Genomic DNA, 14,283 nt, shown 5'->3' with positions numbered 1-14,283 from the left:
CCCGTCCGGTTGACGGCTACGGCTGGTCGTTCTGTTCGAAGGAGTCCGCAGAGCCCTTCAAACCGTCCGAGTAGTAGTCGAGCAGATCGGTCTTTATCGCCACCGAGCCGTCGACCCAGTCCTTTTGCGCCAAATACCCCGCACTGCCTTTCGCGTACCCGTCACCCATCTTGTCGTCACCCCACGCGGCACCTTCGGCCGCCAGATTGGCTTGCAGGGTGGACAGCACGTTTTTCATCCTGACGCTGACATCGTTCAGGTTCCTCGAGGTTGCCCGCAGGTCAGAAGGTCCGACACCGAGCTCGTCAGCCATCGATTCAGCTCCTCACGGTGGGGAATGCGGATTCGTCCCGGTCGGTGTCCTCTGGCTCGCCCGCCTCGACACCTGCATCGTCATTGCCGAACACGGATCTGGTCAGGTCGCGCAGATCGGGTGCACTGTCGGCGATGTCGGACAGTGCCGGCATCATCCGGCGCCGTTCTTCGATCGGCATCATCAGCGCGGCCGACCGCTGCGCCACGACGTGCGCCGCGGACTGCGCGGCCGCCGTCACGTGGCCACCGAGCTCTTCGAGTTCGTATTCGTCGAGATATGTCTCGTCGATCACGGTTTCGACGACATGACCACGGGCGTCGACCGTCACCTGGACCAAGCCGTCGGCCTCCTCGGCAGTCGCAGTGAGCTGCGCCTGCTCGCGCTGCACTGCAGCGATATCGGCCATCTGCTCGGAGACCAAGGCGAGCACCTCGGTCATCTGATGCCGGAGGGCATCGTTACTCATTCCGACAAGTGTTCCAGATCCACAAAGGCGCCGCCACGTTCTTTGCCGAATTCGATTACGACCGACCATATTTGAGTGCATGAACAATTACGTTTGTGAAATTGCCATCGTTGCAACGCCACTCACACCGCAATTTGCCACCGTCGCGTAGATAACCGAGATTTACTCGACAGTCCGCATCCCCCGGCGATAGCTCTCATGCCGTCGACCGATCCGCGAGTTCTTTGCCTCAACCCCGGGCCGGTTCGGGCGCCGTCACCGGTACTGAGGTCCGCCACGGAGTCTGGGAAACTTCTCCGCAACTGCCGCGGCAAGTTCCAGATAGGCCTGGAGGGTGGCCGGCTCCAGCAGGTCGAAGTCGACGTCAGCCCCCTCGGCCAGGTGCGGATCGAACGGGATCATGTGCACCGAGCGGCATCGGGCCTCGAAGTGTTCGTAGACCTTGTCCAGCTTGAGCTTGGCCGAGCCGGGGCGGGAAGCGCTGAGCACCACATGGGCTTCGCGGACCAACGCCGAGTGTCCGTGCTGCATGAGCCAATCCAACGTTGCCGACGCGCTGCGGGCCGCGTCGATCGCCGGCGAGCTGACCAGCACGATCGCATGCGCCAGATCGAGCACGCCCGCCATCGCCGAATGCATGATGCCGGTGCCACAATCGGTGAGGATGATGTTGTAGTAGCGACGCAGGATGCTGACGGTGCGTCGGTAGTCGGATTCGCCGAACACTTCCGAAACCGCGGGCTCCTGCTCGCTGGCCAGTACTTCCAGACGGCTGCCCGCCATCCGGGTGTGGCTCCGTACGTCGGCGTAGCGCTGGATATCGGGATCCGACAGCAGGTCGCGCACCGTGGACTCACTGGACACGTCCCGCACCCGTTCGGCGAGCGTTCCGCGGTCCGGGTTCGCATCCACCGCGATCACCCGGTCATGGCGCATCATCGACAGCGCCGAGCCCAATCCCAAGGTGGTGGTGGTCTTTCCGACCCCGCCCTTGATCGACAGCACGGCGATCCGGAAGTCGCCGGCAATCGGCTGACGAATCTGGGCCAGCAGGTCTTCGTGCTCCCGCTCTTTGCGTGATTCACCAGGTCTGACCCGTCCAGCACTCGCGAGGTGTACGGCACGGCGCCATCCGGAATGCGGCGCGGTGCGGGAACGGTTGAGGATCCCGGCGTCATCAAGCGAAGGCGGCACTGGCGAGTACTGCGGTGGCTGGACCGCGCCCGGCGGCTGTGGCAGCGGCGGAGGCGGCAATGGCGGCATGAAACCCGGTGGTGGCGGTGGCAACGGCGGCAGGGGCGGGGGCGGCAGTGGCGGCCTCGTTGCCTCCGGCGGCGGTGAATGTCTTGCCGCCTCCGGCAGCGGTGAATGTCTTGCCGCCTCCGGCAGCGGCGGAATGGGCACCAGCGGTTCCGGGCGCTCAGGCGCCGGGGGCTCAGGCGCAGGTTCCGGCTCTGGGCGCCGTGGCTCGTCCAGGTCGAACCGCTCGGCGAATTCCCTGGATCCGATCGAGCTGTGCATCTGCCACGGCGGCGGGGCCAGCCTACGGGCCGGCGCGGCGGCCGGCGGCTCGGCGGGGGGCTCGGGCTCGGGCTCGGGAGCCGGCTTCGTAAAGGCATCGGTCACGTCATCGGCGGGCGACGTCGCGGTATGGATCTGCCGGGCTGATCGTTGCGCCGCAATCTGTTCCAGCAACGCGGCGGCCCGGGCCTCCACCTCGTCCAATTCACCAGGAGCCAAGTCGTCGAGCGATCTGGGCTCGCCGATCGGCCGATTCTCGTCCGGCATCTTTCCCCTAACTCACCTGGTCCGTCGCCGGGCAGCAGCAACCGCTACCGCCGCCACCATCAACGCAAGACATGCCGCGGTGACGGTGAAGACGATCCTGCGGGCCCGCACATTACCTGGATCAGGTTGCGGTGGCCCGCTGATCGGTGAAGAGGCAGTGACATCGCGACCGTCGGCCGCAGGTGAGAGCTGGTAGGTCAGTGCCGCGACTGGGTCCACAACTCCGTAACCCGTGGCCTGGTTGGGTCCATTCCCGGGAGTACGGGCGGTGCGTTCAACGAGATCTTTGACCTCGCCGGCGGTCAGACCGGGATACCGCGACCGGATCAACGCCACCACACCCGAGACGAACGGCGCCGCGAAGCTCGTTCCGTTCAGCGGAGCGAGCCCCTGCTGGCCGAGCTGTCCATTGCTCAGTCCGGGCCCGCCCGGATCCAGGGAGGTGACCCGCTCCCCCGGGGCGGCCACCGCCACCCACGGACCGTGGAGGCTGAAGTCAGCGGGAGTGGCCGAGGTGGTCACTGCGCCGACCGTCAGGACATAGTCGGCGAACCAGGCCGGGCTGGCAATGGTGCTGACACTGTTCCATCCGTTGTGCAGCGGTTGGTTCGGATCGTTCATGTTGTTCTGCGCGTTGCACATGCTCTGGCTGTTGAAGTTGCCCGCAGCAGCCACCACCACGACATTGCGTTCGTAGGCGTATCGCACCGCGCGTCCGAGTTCGCGGTCGTCCAACCCGGCCGAAACGGGCGCGCAGGCCACCTCGGACAGGTTGATCACCGTGGCGCCGAGATCCACCGCGCGGGTGATCGCGAGCGCCAGGGTGTGCGTGTTGCCGTAGCCGATCGACGTCGCATTGGGATCGTCGTTCTGGCTGCTACTCGTGCCTGCGACGCTGTAGGCACCGCTGTTCTGGCGGATGGACAGGATCGCGGCCTCCGGGGCTACCCCGGCGAAGCTGTCACCGTCGGCGGGGACCGCAGCGATGATCCCGGCGACCAGGGTGCCGTGCGCATCGCAGTCGACAAGGCCGTCGCTGCTCGACACATAATCGCCGCCGGGCTCGAGCGCGGGCAGTCGCGGATGACGGTTGACACCCGTGTCGATCACCGCCACCTTCTGCCCCGCGCCGCGGGAAAAGCGCCAGGCCCGGCGATATTCGAGCATCGCCTCGGCGCTGGTCTGTTTGGTGAAGTCGGTGCCCGGCAGCACACCGGTGGGAATACCGCAGATCGCCTTCAGTTCGGTGGGCTGCGCCGGTGCGACGGGCCCACTCGGCGGCGGACCGGGTTCGACGACGGGCGGTGTCACGGCACCGGCCGGGGGTGCTCCGAAGCCGGCCACGGCGACCGTCACGATGACCGTCGCGACTGCCGCGCACCGTCGGGCGCTCACTACCGGCCCAGCCGTTCGTACAGCCCCAGCGGCCACAGTGCCAGCGGTATCACCGCCGCCACGGCCAGATACTCCAGATAAACCGCAGCCATGTGCAACCGGCGGATCTGCGGGGCAGCCGGTAATACCGCGCCCACGCCGCCGACTGCCAGCGCGGCGAGCACCACCACGCCGGTGAGCTGCAACGGCCACCCTCCGGTCTGGGCCTGCACGCAGGTGATCAGCGCGAGCCCCAGGGCGGGCACCGCTAGCGCAACACGCTCCGGCCAGGTGGCCGCCCGGCGGGCGTGCAACGCCGGCACCGAGGCGCAGATCAGAGCGAAAGCGAATGCCGGCCAACCTGTCTCGACCCGCATCAGCGCCGTCGCGGCGATCAGCGCCACCGTTGCCGCGCCGGCCAACAGGCCTGACCGGGTCAGCACAGCCGAGTGAACCCTGGCCCATACCTGCTCGGCGCTGGGCATCGGGGTGCCCGAAGGGACCTGTCCTGCCGACGTCGTGAATGGGTCGTCGGTACGTGATGTGTCGGCCGACGCCACCGGGTACTGGTCGAGCCGCGCCGTCAGCCCCGGCACGGCCAGGCAGCCGAACACCGCAACCACCGCGACGACCGTGGCCACAGCCGCGACGGGCGCGCCCAACGCGCGGCCCGCGAACGCCACCGTCCCGAAGCCCAGGACGACCGCCGCCGCGACGTACGACCAGTGGCCCGTACCGATCACGCGGTAACAGATCGCGGTGAGCCCCAACAACACTGCGCATCCGCAGGCAAGGCCGATCGCCCCGCGCGGCGCGGCCAGCACCCAGGCCGCGGCGGCGCCGATGGCGATCACGGGCGGCCCCACCGCTGCGGCGATGTCGGCCCGGGCCAGCGTCCGTCGCACGAGTGCGCCGCCTGCGACCAGCGCCGCGATCGTCAGCGCCGTCGCGCCCATGACCACCGGCCGGTGCGCCGACAAAGCGGGCGCCAGCAGGAGCACCACCCATACCGCCGAGCACAGCCACAACCCGGCGAAGGCCATCGTCTGCGCCGCGGTGGCACTCCAGGCCGCGTATGAGGCTCGGTTCAGCCGGGCGGCCGCGTCCACCACATCGTCGTACAGAGTGGGTGGGGACAACGCCCGGCGAGCCGAGAGATGCAGCAGTTCACCGTTTTCCACACCCGCGGCGCGCAGAGTCCGATCGGGCTCCAGCGCACCGGCTCCGCCGGCACGGCTGAGCACCCAGAACGTCCGTCGCTCGTCGCGGTCGGCCAGGTCGTCGTCGCGTTCGGCGTCGCGGGATTTGACCAACCGGGCCAACTCCGGCAGGAACGCCGCCACCGGGACATCGGCCGGCAGCGCGACATCGAGTTGGGTGCGACCGCCCACCACCGACACCCGGATCGCCTCGGGCGCCGCGGATACCACGTGTAGCTCGCGAAGCTCCTCGACCCCGGTCACAGGTCGGGCATCCGGGACAGTTGGACTACGCCGCTACGGGTGGTCCGGGAAACCAGCATGCCGCGGCCGGGAGGCATCGGGCCGGCCTTGTATCCGCCGAACAATCCGCCCTCATCTCTGCTGCCGCTCATGACCAAACCGTTGCAGGACAGGTCTTTCAGACGCCCGATGATCGGATCCATCATCGCCCGCCCGGCACCACCGCTGCGTCGGACGACCACGACGCGCAGACCGATGTCACGCGCCTGCGGCAGATACTCCACCAGCGGTCCGAGCGGATGGCTCAGCGATCCGCCGGGTATCAGGTCGTAGTCGTCGATCATCACGAACAGATCCGGCCCCGACCACCAGGAGCGTTCCTTGAGCTGCTGCTGGGTGATGTCGTCGGGAGGCAGGCGATCTTTGAGCGCACCGGCCAGTGCTGTCATCAGATCGTTGCAGGACTGCGGGGCCGTGGCATAGCCGCCGAGGTATTCGTCGGGGACGACACCGAGCATCGAGCGACGGAAGTCGACCAGGATGATCTTGGCCTCGACAGGGCTGGCGTTCTCCATCACACCGGCTGCGATGTTGCGCAGCAGACCGGTCTTTCCGCACTCGGTGTCGGCGAAGGCCACCAGGTGTGGCTGAGAATCGAAGTCCAGTACGACGGGGGCCAGTTCTTCTTCGTTGATACCGATCGCAATTCGGGCCTTGCTCAACTGCCCGGCATCGCGGGCCACCCGCACGACGTTGTCGCGGTTCACGTCATGCGGCAGCATCCGCACCTTCGGCGCCTCGCGATCCTGATAGTGCGCGCGCACCGCCTCGACGGCGCCGGCCACCCCGGCGGGCAGATCCTCCACCGCAGAACTGGAGTCGAGCCGGGGCAATCCGATCAGGATGTGCAGCCGCTCGGAGTTGATGCCGCGTCCGGGCCGCCCGATCGGCACCAGCTCAGCGGACCGCCGCGCCACCTCGCTGTCGATCGGGTCGCCCAGACGGAGCTCGACCCGGGTGCCGAGCATGTCCTTGACCGCAGGCCGGATCTCCATCCAGCGCGACGCCGTGATCGCCACGTGAACGCCGTACGAGAGGCCCTGGATGGCCAGCGATTGGATCACGGGGTCGAGTGTCTCGAAGTCGCTCTTGATCGACGCCCAGCCGTCGACGACAAGCACCACGTCGCCGAAGTTGTCCTGGCTCAACGGATCTTGCGCGGCCTCGGCCGGCGGGAGCGTGGCCAGCCGCGCCTTGCGCTGACGGAAATCCCGCATGGATTCGATACCGAGTTCACGGAACAGTTGCTCGCGGGACCTCAGGACCCCGGCCACCTCGGCGACGGTGCGCCGAATCGCGTCGGCGTCCATCCGGCCGGCCACCCCGCCGACGTGCGGCAACTTGGCCAGGCTGGTCAGGGTGCCGCCGCCGAAGTCCAGACAGTAGAACTGCAACTGCTCGGGACTGTGGGTCGCGGCCGCGGACAGCATCAGTGTGCGCAGTGCGGTGGACTTGCCCGACTGCGGCCCGCCGACCACGGCGACATTGCCCTGGGCGCCGGACAGGTCCACCATGAGCACGTCGCGGCGCTGATCGTAGGGTCGATCCACCACGCCCATCGGCATCCACAACCGGCCGTTGACGTTGGCCGGTGCCGACCAATCCGATTCCGGCAGCAGTTCGTTCACCGCGGGGCTGTCGTCGAGCGGCGGCAGCCACACCTCGTGGGCGGGCCTGCCGTGGCCGCGCAACCGGCTGACCACCATGTCCAGCAACGTGGTCTTGCTAGGTCCGGAACTCGCCCTTTCCGGCTCGACCTCCGCAACATCGTGCGGCAACGGCATTCTCGCGGGTACCGGATCCTTCTTGACCGGTGTCGCGGTGAACAGCTTCGGCGCCAGCGCCCCCAACTGGGTCACCCGCCCGGTACGCGCCGATATCCGTGGTTTGACGTAGTCCCCCGAGACATAGCAAGCGTTGAACCGGATGGGTTCGGAGGCATCGCATTTCAGGAACGCCGAACCAGGCACGCTGGGTAGGTGGTACGCGTCGGGGACGCCGAGCACACTGCGCGATTCACCGGCCGAGAACGTCTTGAGACCGATCCGGTAGGACAGGTGCGAGTCCAGGCCGCGCAGCTTGCCCTCCTCCAGGCGCTGTGAGGCCAGCAGCAGATGCATGTGCAGGGAGCGGCCCAACCGGCCGATCATCACGAACAGCTCGGCGAAATCCGGTTTCTGGGAGAGCAGCTCGGAGAACTCGTCGACCACGATGAACAGTGCGGGCAGTGGATCGAGGTCGGCACCCGCGGCCCGAGCGCGCTCGTATTCAGTGACGTTCGGGAAGTTTCCGGCAGAGCGCAGCAGTTCCTGGCGGCGGTTCATCTCACCGGCCAGTGCATCGCGCATGCGGTCCACCATGGTCAGCTCGTCTTCGAGGTTGGTGATGATGGCCGCGATGTGGGCGATGCCGTCCAGGCCGAGGAACGTCGCCCCGCCCTTGAAGTCGACCAGCACCAGGTTGAGCTGCTCGGGCGAGTGCGACGTGATCATCGAAAGCACCAGGGTGCGAAGAAATTCCGACTTTCCCGATCCGGTGGCGCCGATACACAGCCCGTGCGGGCCCATCCCGCCCTCGGCGGCCTCCTTGATGTCGAGTTCGATGGGCTGACCGTTCGGGGTGATACCGATCGGAACCCGCAGACGCTCGCGCGGGGATCGCTGCCGCCACACCTGCTCGGGCACGATCCCGGCGGCGTCGGGAATCTTCAGCAGCGACATCAGGCCGGGGTCGACCGCCCGCGAATCGGCTTCCAGGCTGACGATGTGCGCGGCGTTGGCCGGGCGGTAGCGCCCGATCCGCCGGGCCGTGGTCTCGGCTTCGGGGATCGTGATCGTGTCCGGGGTGGCGAATCGTTCGACGCCCACCGCGGTGCGCGCGGCCACGTCATCACCCTCGACGACCAGCTGCAGGCTGCGGCGGGCCGAACCGCCGGGGCGCAGGCCGTTGAGGTCGAGCAGCGTCACACTGTCCAACCCGGCATCGGTGACCAGCTGCTCGTCGCCGGTGACGAATCCGTCGTCGAGCACGACCACGAGTTGTTTGAGTCCCTGGGTCGGTTGCGCGTTGCGGGTGAACCGGCCGCGTTCGGCCAGCTCCGCCGAGAGTGCCGTCTCCATCAGCTCCAGCGTGGGGAACAGCAGCCGCATCGAGCCCATGCCGTCGCGGGTCGACGCATGTTGCGCGTGCGGGAGCCATTTCACCCAGCTCCAGCTCTCACCATCCGGGTTGGCCGTGACGATCGCCACCTGCACATGGTCGGGTCCGTGAAAGGCGCACAGTTCCAACACCATCGAGCGCACCAACTGCCGTGCGAGCGTGCGTTCCCCTTCGAAGCTGATGGTCGGAAACGCCCGCAGCGACACCGCGGTCGGCAGCGCGTGCACCACGGAATGGGTCTTGACGAACCGGCGCAGCGCCACGGTCGACACCGGTTCCAGGTCCTCGGGCGGGCCGGTCTCGGGCGCCATCAACCGGGTCGCCAACCGGTGGGTCCCGATACCGACCCGGATGTGGCAGTAGTCCGCATCACTGGGCCGCCGCTCCCACATCCGCCGGGTGCCCACCACATCGGTCAACGCCCGCGGATCGGGATGACTCCACTCCAGTGCCGTACGTTGTTCGGCCCCGGTGGTATCGGCCTCCTCGCGAAGATTCGCCAGGTAACTGAAGTAGTCCTTGCGCTCCTCGTTGAGCTCGGCGGCGGCTTTGCCATTGCCCTTCCCGCCGCCCATGAACATGCCGACCATCGACATGATCATCATCATCGGGAAGAGCAGGAACATCGGGCTTCTGGCCATGTCGCGGCCACCGACGGTGACCATCAACGCGATCATGCCGATCACCGCGACCAGCATCACGAACGGCATGAGGCGCATCGCCAGGTTGCCCGGGATGGACCGCGGAACCTCGGGCGGTGGGGCCAGGCTGACCTCGCCACCGGGCATCCTCGGCGGCGCCACCCGAAGTCGGCGGACGAATCCCTGCGTACTCAACCTGCCCTCCCCGGAAGCCACGGAGCCGGATGCTGGGTATTGTTCGTGTCGAGCAATCCCATTGCGCAGGAGGCCGACCGGATTGTGACCCTACTTGAGTCAGAGCTCGAACCCGAAGCTGAACCCGAACTCAGCCGGCTGACGCTGGTCGTCGGCGAGCTGAACCTCGACGTCGGGCTGCCTGCACACGTCAGCATCGCCCAGTACATCCCCGATGTCATCGATATCGCGAATGAACAGATCTCCGCGAATGACGCGATCATCGAATTTGACGCTGCCGACGGGCAGTGGACGCTGGCCCCGCTGGGCGGCGCACCGATCGCCCCACACCTCTCACTCGGCGAGGCAGGGATCCACGACGGCGATCTGCTGATGATCTGCGCGGCAAACCAGCCGGTCAGTCCACTGCTGTTCGACGACGTCGACGACACCCAGGACGTCGAGCAGGGAGCGGTACGTCGCTGGTTCGCCGGCAATGCGCCCACGTTGGCCGGATTCGGGGTCACCGCGGCCGCCGCCGTCACGCTCGCTTCGGTGTTGTCGCACTGGGCAGGCCGGCCCGCGGTGCCCGCAGCGGTGCTGGCCCTCGGTGTGCTGGGGATGCTGCTGGCCTGCCTGGTCGGGCACCGGTCGCCGGTGACCGCAGCACCGGCCTGGACCACCGCCGTGTCGGTGCCGCTGGTCTTCGCGGGAGCACTGTTCGTGGTGCCCGACGGTTCCGGCACCACTTCCCTACCGATGGCGTTCGCCCTCACCGCGTTCGGTGCCCTGCTGGTGCTCCTGGTTTCGGGAACCGGATCCGCCGTGTACACCGCGATCATCGCGGCATGCATTTTCGGCGGCGTCAGTTCTGCGGCAATGTTGCTGTGGCAACCGCCCTTCCGCACGGTGGGCGCTTTGCTCGCAACCATTGCCGTTATCGTCGTCTACCTCGCCCCGCGGGTGACGATCGGCTTGTCGAAACTGCCGATCCCGCGGGTTCCGACGGCAGGCGAACCACTCGACGACATCGAGACCCAGGGCGGCCCCACCGTCGAGGGCGTCAACGCGATCGGCAAGCAGATCATCCCCACCGAAGAGGATCTGATCAGCCGGGTGCGGCGGGCCAACCAGCACCTCACCGGCATTCTGGTCGCCGCCGCACTGGCCGCCGTGGTGGGCTGCTACCTGGCGGTGGATGTCAGCAATGGGTTCTATTGGCAAGGGACGGTTTTCGCCGTCATGGTGGCGACAGTGCTGTGTCTGCGCGGCCGCGGCCACCATGACCTGGTGCAATCGGCGACACTGATCGGCAGCGGGTTGACGATCGCGGTCGTCGTGGTCCTCAAGACCGCGGTGACCGTCGAGGGTTGGCAGGTCCGAGCGGTGGTCGTGCTGCTCGCGCTGATGGTGCTGATCCTGGCGTGCGGGCTGGCCGCGCCATTGCGCGAGTTCTCTCCGGTGATGCGCCGGCAGGTCGAGATACTCGAGTACATCGCCGTCGGATCGCTTTTCCCACTGTGCTTCTGGATAATCCGGGTCTACGCGTTCTTCCGCGAGATGCGCCTGTAGAACGGCTGGTCAGCCCGCCGACACCTTCGTGCTGTCCGGGTCGGCGGCCATGCCGTCGTGCGCGACGAGCGCCGCCTCCTGCGACAGTTCCGGCCCGGGCGGTAGCAGCGATACCACCGGCCACGGCGCCCACTGCGGGGCATTGGCGGGGCCGTCGGGAACCTTGACTCCACCCACCCCCAGCGCCTCGGCTGTTGGCGAATCCTTGATGTGGTACCGCACTCCGGTGTCGGAGACGTAGAACAACTGTCCCGTCGAGCGGCTGTCCGGGTCGTTGCCGGTCGCCTGTACATACTCCCCGGCCCCTGGGGTCAGGTACACCGAGTCCACCGCCGGCCCGCTGCCGTCGGCACTGGCCAGCCGGACCGTCTGCGCCCCCTCTGCGGTGGGCAGACGGTGCCCGATCAGCAGCCGCACCTCGGCCCGCGCATCGGTGTTGGACCGCTGCCAGCCCATGCATGCCACCCGATCGGGATTGGGCGACACGATCCGGGGGGACACCAGCGGGTAGTGGTCGACCGGCAATCGGTGCACGGTCGGCACCTCGGCCAGCGTCGCCGGGGAGATCTCGGCGGCCTGCCCGGTGGCCACCTCGCCGGACGCGCCGTATCGGATGATGTCGGCCGTGGCCTGCGACACCGGCTGCAGACCTTCGCGTAACACGACATAGAGCTGTTCGCCTCGGGAGTCGACCGACTTGACGATGGCGCCGACGGGATGGTCGGGCCCCAGCGGGCCGGGCTCCCCCGAGCCTTGGATCTGCACCGGCAGGATCGGATCGGCCAGGGGAAAGGTGTTGAGCAGCGACAACGACATCGGCCGGGTAGCCGCCCCTTGGAGGTGAAGTCCGTTGACCAGCACCGGATCTGACACGTCGATCGGAGCCCGCACGCCGCGGTAGACCAGGTAGGTGGTCCCGCCGGTTTCGGTGAGGATCGCCTCGGCGGGATCGACCGGGCGGATTGCGTCATCGAGCACCGGGTCGTTGGCCAGCACGGTGGTCTGCAGGCTGGGGGCGCCGGTGGTCTCCGTGACGGCCGGGCTCAGCAGGTTGTCGCAGACTGTCCACGACGACTTCGCCATGTCGTCGCCACGGTTGATGCTGGCGGGCGCACCGACGATACCGACCATGGGGCCGCGGGGTACGGCGTCGAGAAACTTGTCATCGACCTGCTTGGGGCTGTCGTTCTTGCCGACGATCAGACGGGCCGACGCCAGGTTCAGCACGGGATGGATCTGGTCGCCGATCCGCACGAACGGCGCACCGCTGGACTTGCTCAGCACGATCTGCGCATCGCCGAGACTGGGAGCGGGCTTGAAGAACGCCATCACGGCCGCCGCCCCGGTGATCAGGACAGCGATCACCGCCCCCACGATCAGTGCCCGGGTCTGGCCCCGCATCGGGTCGTGGATCATCCGCGAATCGCCCCGGATGAGCGCGTGCTCGAGCCGGCGGAGCAGGAAACGGTAGCCGTTCACCTGGGCGCGAGTGGTAACTTGCGCTGGCATGCGTAGGGTATAGCACGTCCGCACCACCTCGACATGACAACCGAGGGGCCATTTGAAATGCGATGCGTCCATTGGCTTTCGCAGCAAAGCTGACCGCCGCCGGCGATACCGGTCCGCAGCGGGTCGTCCCCCTGGCCGACCTGATCGCCCTGCAAATACTCGTCGTCGTCGGCATCGTCGTCGCGCTGGGGCTGCACCGGCCCGGCTGGCAGGGCGCGGTCGCGGGTCTGGTGATCGCTTTGCTGCTCGTCGCCCCGATAGCCAAAGGCGCGACAGCGCCTCGGGCGCTGGCGGTGCGCGGGAGGTTTCTGCGTAATCGACGACGGCGCACAGCTAAGCGCACCGGTAAGACCGGGCCCGCTTCCCTACCTGTCGACCCGTTCGACGTTCCCACCCCCGACGGTCTACAGATCGGATTCCGTTGGAATGGCGCGACTTTGCTGTCGCTGCTCAAGATCGACGAAAACCCCAGGGCTCTGACGGTTTTGGAGCCGGGGGTCACCGTTTCCGGCGAGATGGTCCCGGTGCAGGCCCTGCTGGACTGCCTACGCCAGTTCGACATCACGCTGGAATCCATCGACATCATCAGCCAGGGCGCCCGCTCGGCCGGCCACACCGATGTCGCCGCGGTGTATGACTCCGTGCTGGGGCCGCTGCCCGCGATTGCGCAGCGCACCGTGTGGATCGCCGTGCGGTTCAACCCGTCACGTTGCGCAGAGGCCGTCCGGCGCCGAGGTGGCGACCGCGACGGCATCCTGCGCGCCGCGACCACCGCCACCCGGCGCGTCGCCAATCGCCTGGCCGAGGCGGGCCTGCAGCCCCAATTCCTGTCTGCGAGCGGCATCGCGGCGGCGACCAACCAGCTCAGCGACGGGGTGGGTCTCGGCACGGTCGAGGAGACCTGGGAGGACTGCCGCGAAGGTCAGTTCCGCCTGTCCAGCTTCGCCGTGCAGCCGAACATGCTGACCACGGCCGGCCTGGGGTTGTTGTGGACGGTGCCCAGTTACTCCACCACGGTGTGCCTGTCGCTGCGTGAGGCCCCCGATCACGGCGGGGAACAGGACGTGGTCCAGGTGCGCGGACTGGTGCGCTTCGACAGTGACGTGCGCGTCCCCACCCAGCTGCGTGGTCTCACGCCGCTGCACGGCCAGCAGTTCTCGGCACTGGCCGCCACCCTGCCGATTCCGGCTGTTCCCGGGGCTGGGCAGATCGAGCACTGGGCGTCCGGCCTTCGTGTCGACGCGCTGAGTGAGCTGGCGCTGCCCGCCTCAGGCTGCGGTCAGGTGATCGGCGCAGACCAGGAGGGACGTGCGGTGGCACTGCCACTGTTCGGTCCGCAGATCCGCCGCGTGGCGATCGTGGGAACCCTGCACCTGGCCCAACAGGTGGTGCTGCGCTCGCTGGCGCTGGGTGCCCGGGTGCTGGTCCACAGCCGGCGTCCGGCCTTCTGGCGCGACATGGTCGAGGCGGTCGGGCGCCATGACCTGCTGTGGGTCGCCGACTTCAATCGGCGCACCATCCAGGCCGGCGCGGAGCGCAACTACACCGTCGAGGTGTTCGACGGCGTACCGGAGCAGTCGGTGCGGATCGGGGTCACGGCCATGGTCGTCGCCCCGCCGAACACCCGGGCATCCGAACAGGCCGACGTGGTGCTCGACCTGATCTCGCTGGAACACGACACCGTCAAGGTCAGCACCCAGGCCGGCTCGGCGGTCGTCACGATGGTCGCCACCGACGACGAGATGCGTTATCTGAGAGCATCCGCGAACAGCATCGACTGAG

At 67.7% G+C, this 14,283-nt stretch carries 8 protein-coding genes and 1 pseudogene; 2 read left to right on the top strand and 7 right to left on the bottom strand.

Annotated features, from left to right (window positions below):
- Positions 1-16 precede the first annotated feature (16 nt).
- From ACZY08_RS07255 to eccCa, 6 genes and pseudogenes are all read right to left on the bottom strand, one after another.
- A complete protein-coding gene (locus ACZY08_RS07255) occupies positions 17-313 on the bottom strand; it encodes a WXG100 family type VII secretion target (RefSeq protein WP_463743863.1) in 297 nt (98 codons plus the stop codon).
- Between the two features lie 4 nt (positions 314-317).
- Positions 318-782 (bottom strand): YbaB/EbfC family nucleoid-associated protein, encoded by a 465-nt coding sequence (locus ACZY08_RS07250; protein WP_463743862.1) that lies wholly within the window; start codon positions 780-782, stop codon positions 318-320.
- A 255-nt stretch (positions 783-1,037) separates the two neighbouring features.
- Positions 1,038-2,465: pseudogene (locus ACZY08_RS07245) on the bottom strand (MinD/ParA family ATP-binding protein); the annotation flags it as partial.
- 117 nt (positions 2,466-2,582) lie between these two features.
- On the bottom strand, positions 2,583-3,965 hold the full coding sequence (mycP, locus tag ACZY08_RS07240) for a type VII secretion-associated serine protease mycosin (protein ID WP_463743861.1): 1,383 nt from the start codon (positions 3,963-3,965) through the stop codon (positions 2,583-2,585).
- Positions 3,965-5,407: a type VII secretion integral membrane protein EccD gene (eccD, locus tag ACZY08_RS07235; RefSeq protein ID WP_463743860.1), complete on the bottom strand. Its 1,443-nt coding sequence runs from the start codon at positions 5,405-5,407 to the stop codon at positions 3,965-3,967. Before eccD (ACZY08_RS07235) ends, mycP begins: the two co-directional genes overlap by 1 nt.
- A complete protein-coding gene (gene eccCa / locus ACZY08_RS07230) occupies positions 5,404-9,441 on the bottom strand; it encodes a type VII secretion protein EccCa (protein WP_463743859.1) in 4,038 nt (1,345 codons plus the stop codon). Before eccCa ends, eccD (ACZY08_RS07235) begins: the two co-directional genes overlap by 4 nt.
- Before the next feature lie 45 nt (positions 9,442-9,486).
- Here eccCa and eccD (ACZY08_RS07225) point away from each other — a divergent pair, with 45 nt between their 5' ends.
- On the top strand, positions 9,487-10,992 hold the full coding sequence (gene eccD, locus ACZY08_RS07225; RefSeq protein ID WP_463743858.1) for a type VII secretion integral membrane protein EccD: 1,506 nt from the start codon (positions 9,487-9,489) through the stop codon (positions 10,990-10,992).
- 9 nt (positions 10,993-11,001) lie between these two features.
- Here the strand turns inward: eccD (ACZY08_RS07225) and eccB are convergent, their stop codons facing one another.
- Positions 11,002-12,501 (bottom strand): type VII secretion protein EccB, encoded by a 1,500-nt coding sequence (eccB, locus tag ACZY08_RS07220; RefSeq protein WP_463743857.1) that lies wholly within the window; start codon positions 12,499-12,501, stop codon positions 11,002-11,004.
- Positions 12,502-12,563: 62 nt separating this feature from the next.
- Between eccB and eccE the strand changes: the two genes are divergently transcribed.
- On the top strand, positions 12,564-14,282 hold the full coding sequence (gene eccE, locus ACZY08_RS07215) for a type VII secretion protein EccE (protein ID WP_463743856.1): 1,719 nt from the start codon (positions 12,564-12,566) through the stop codon (positions 14,280-14,282).
- Position 14,283 lies beyond the last annotated feature (1 nt).

The sequence above is a fragment of the Mycobacterium sp. IDUB_9 genome, assembly GCF_055419505.1.
Note: the sequence above shows the minus strand (reverse complement) of the source record. Positions and strands in the feature narration are given on the sequence as shown.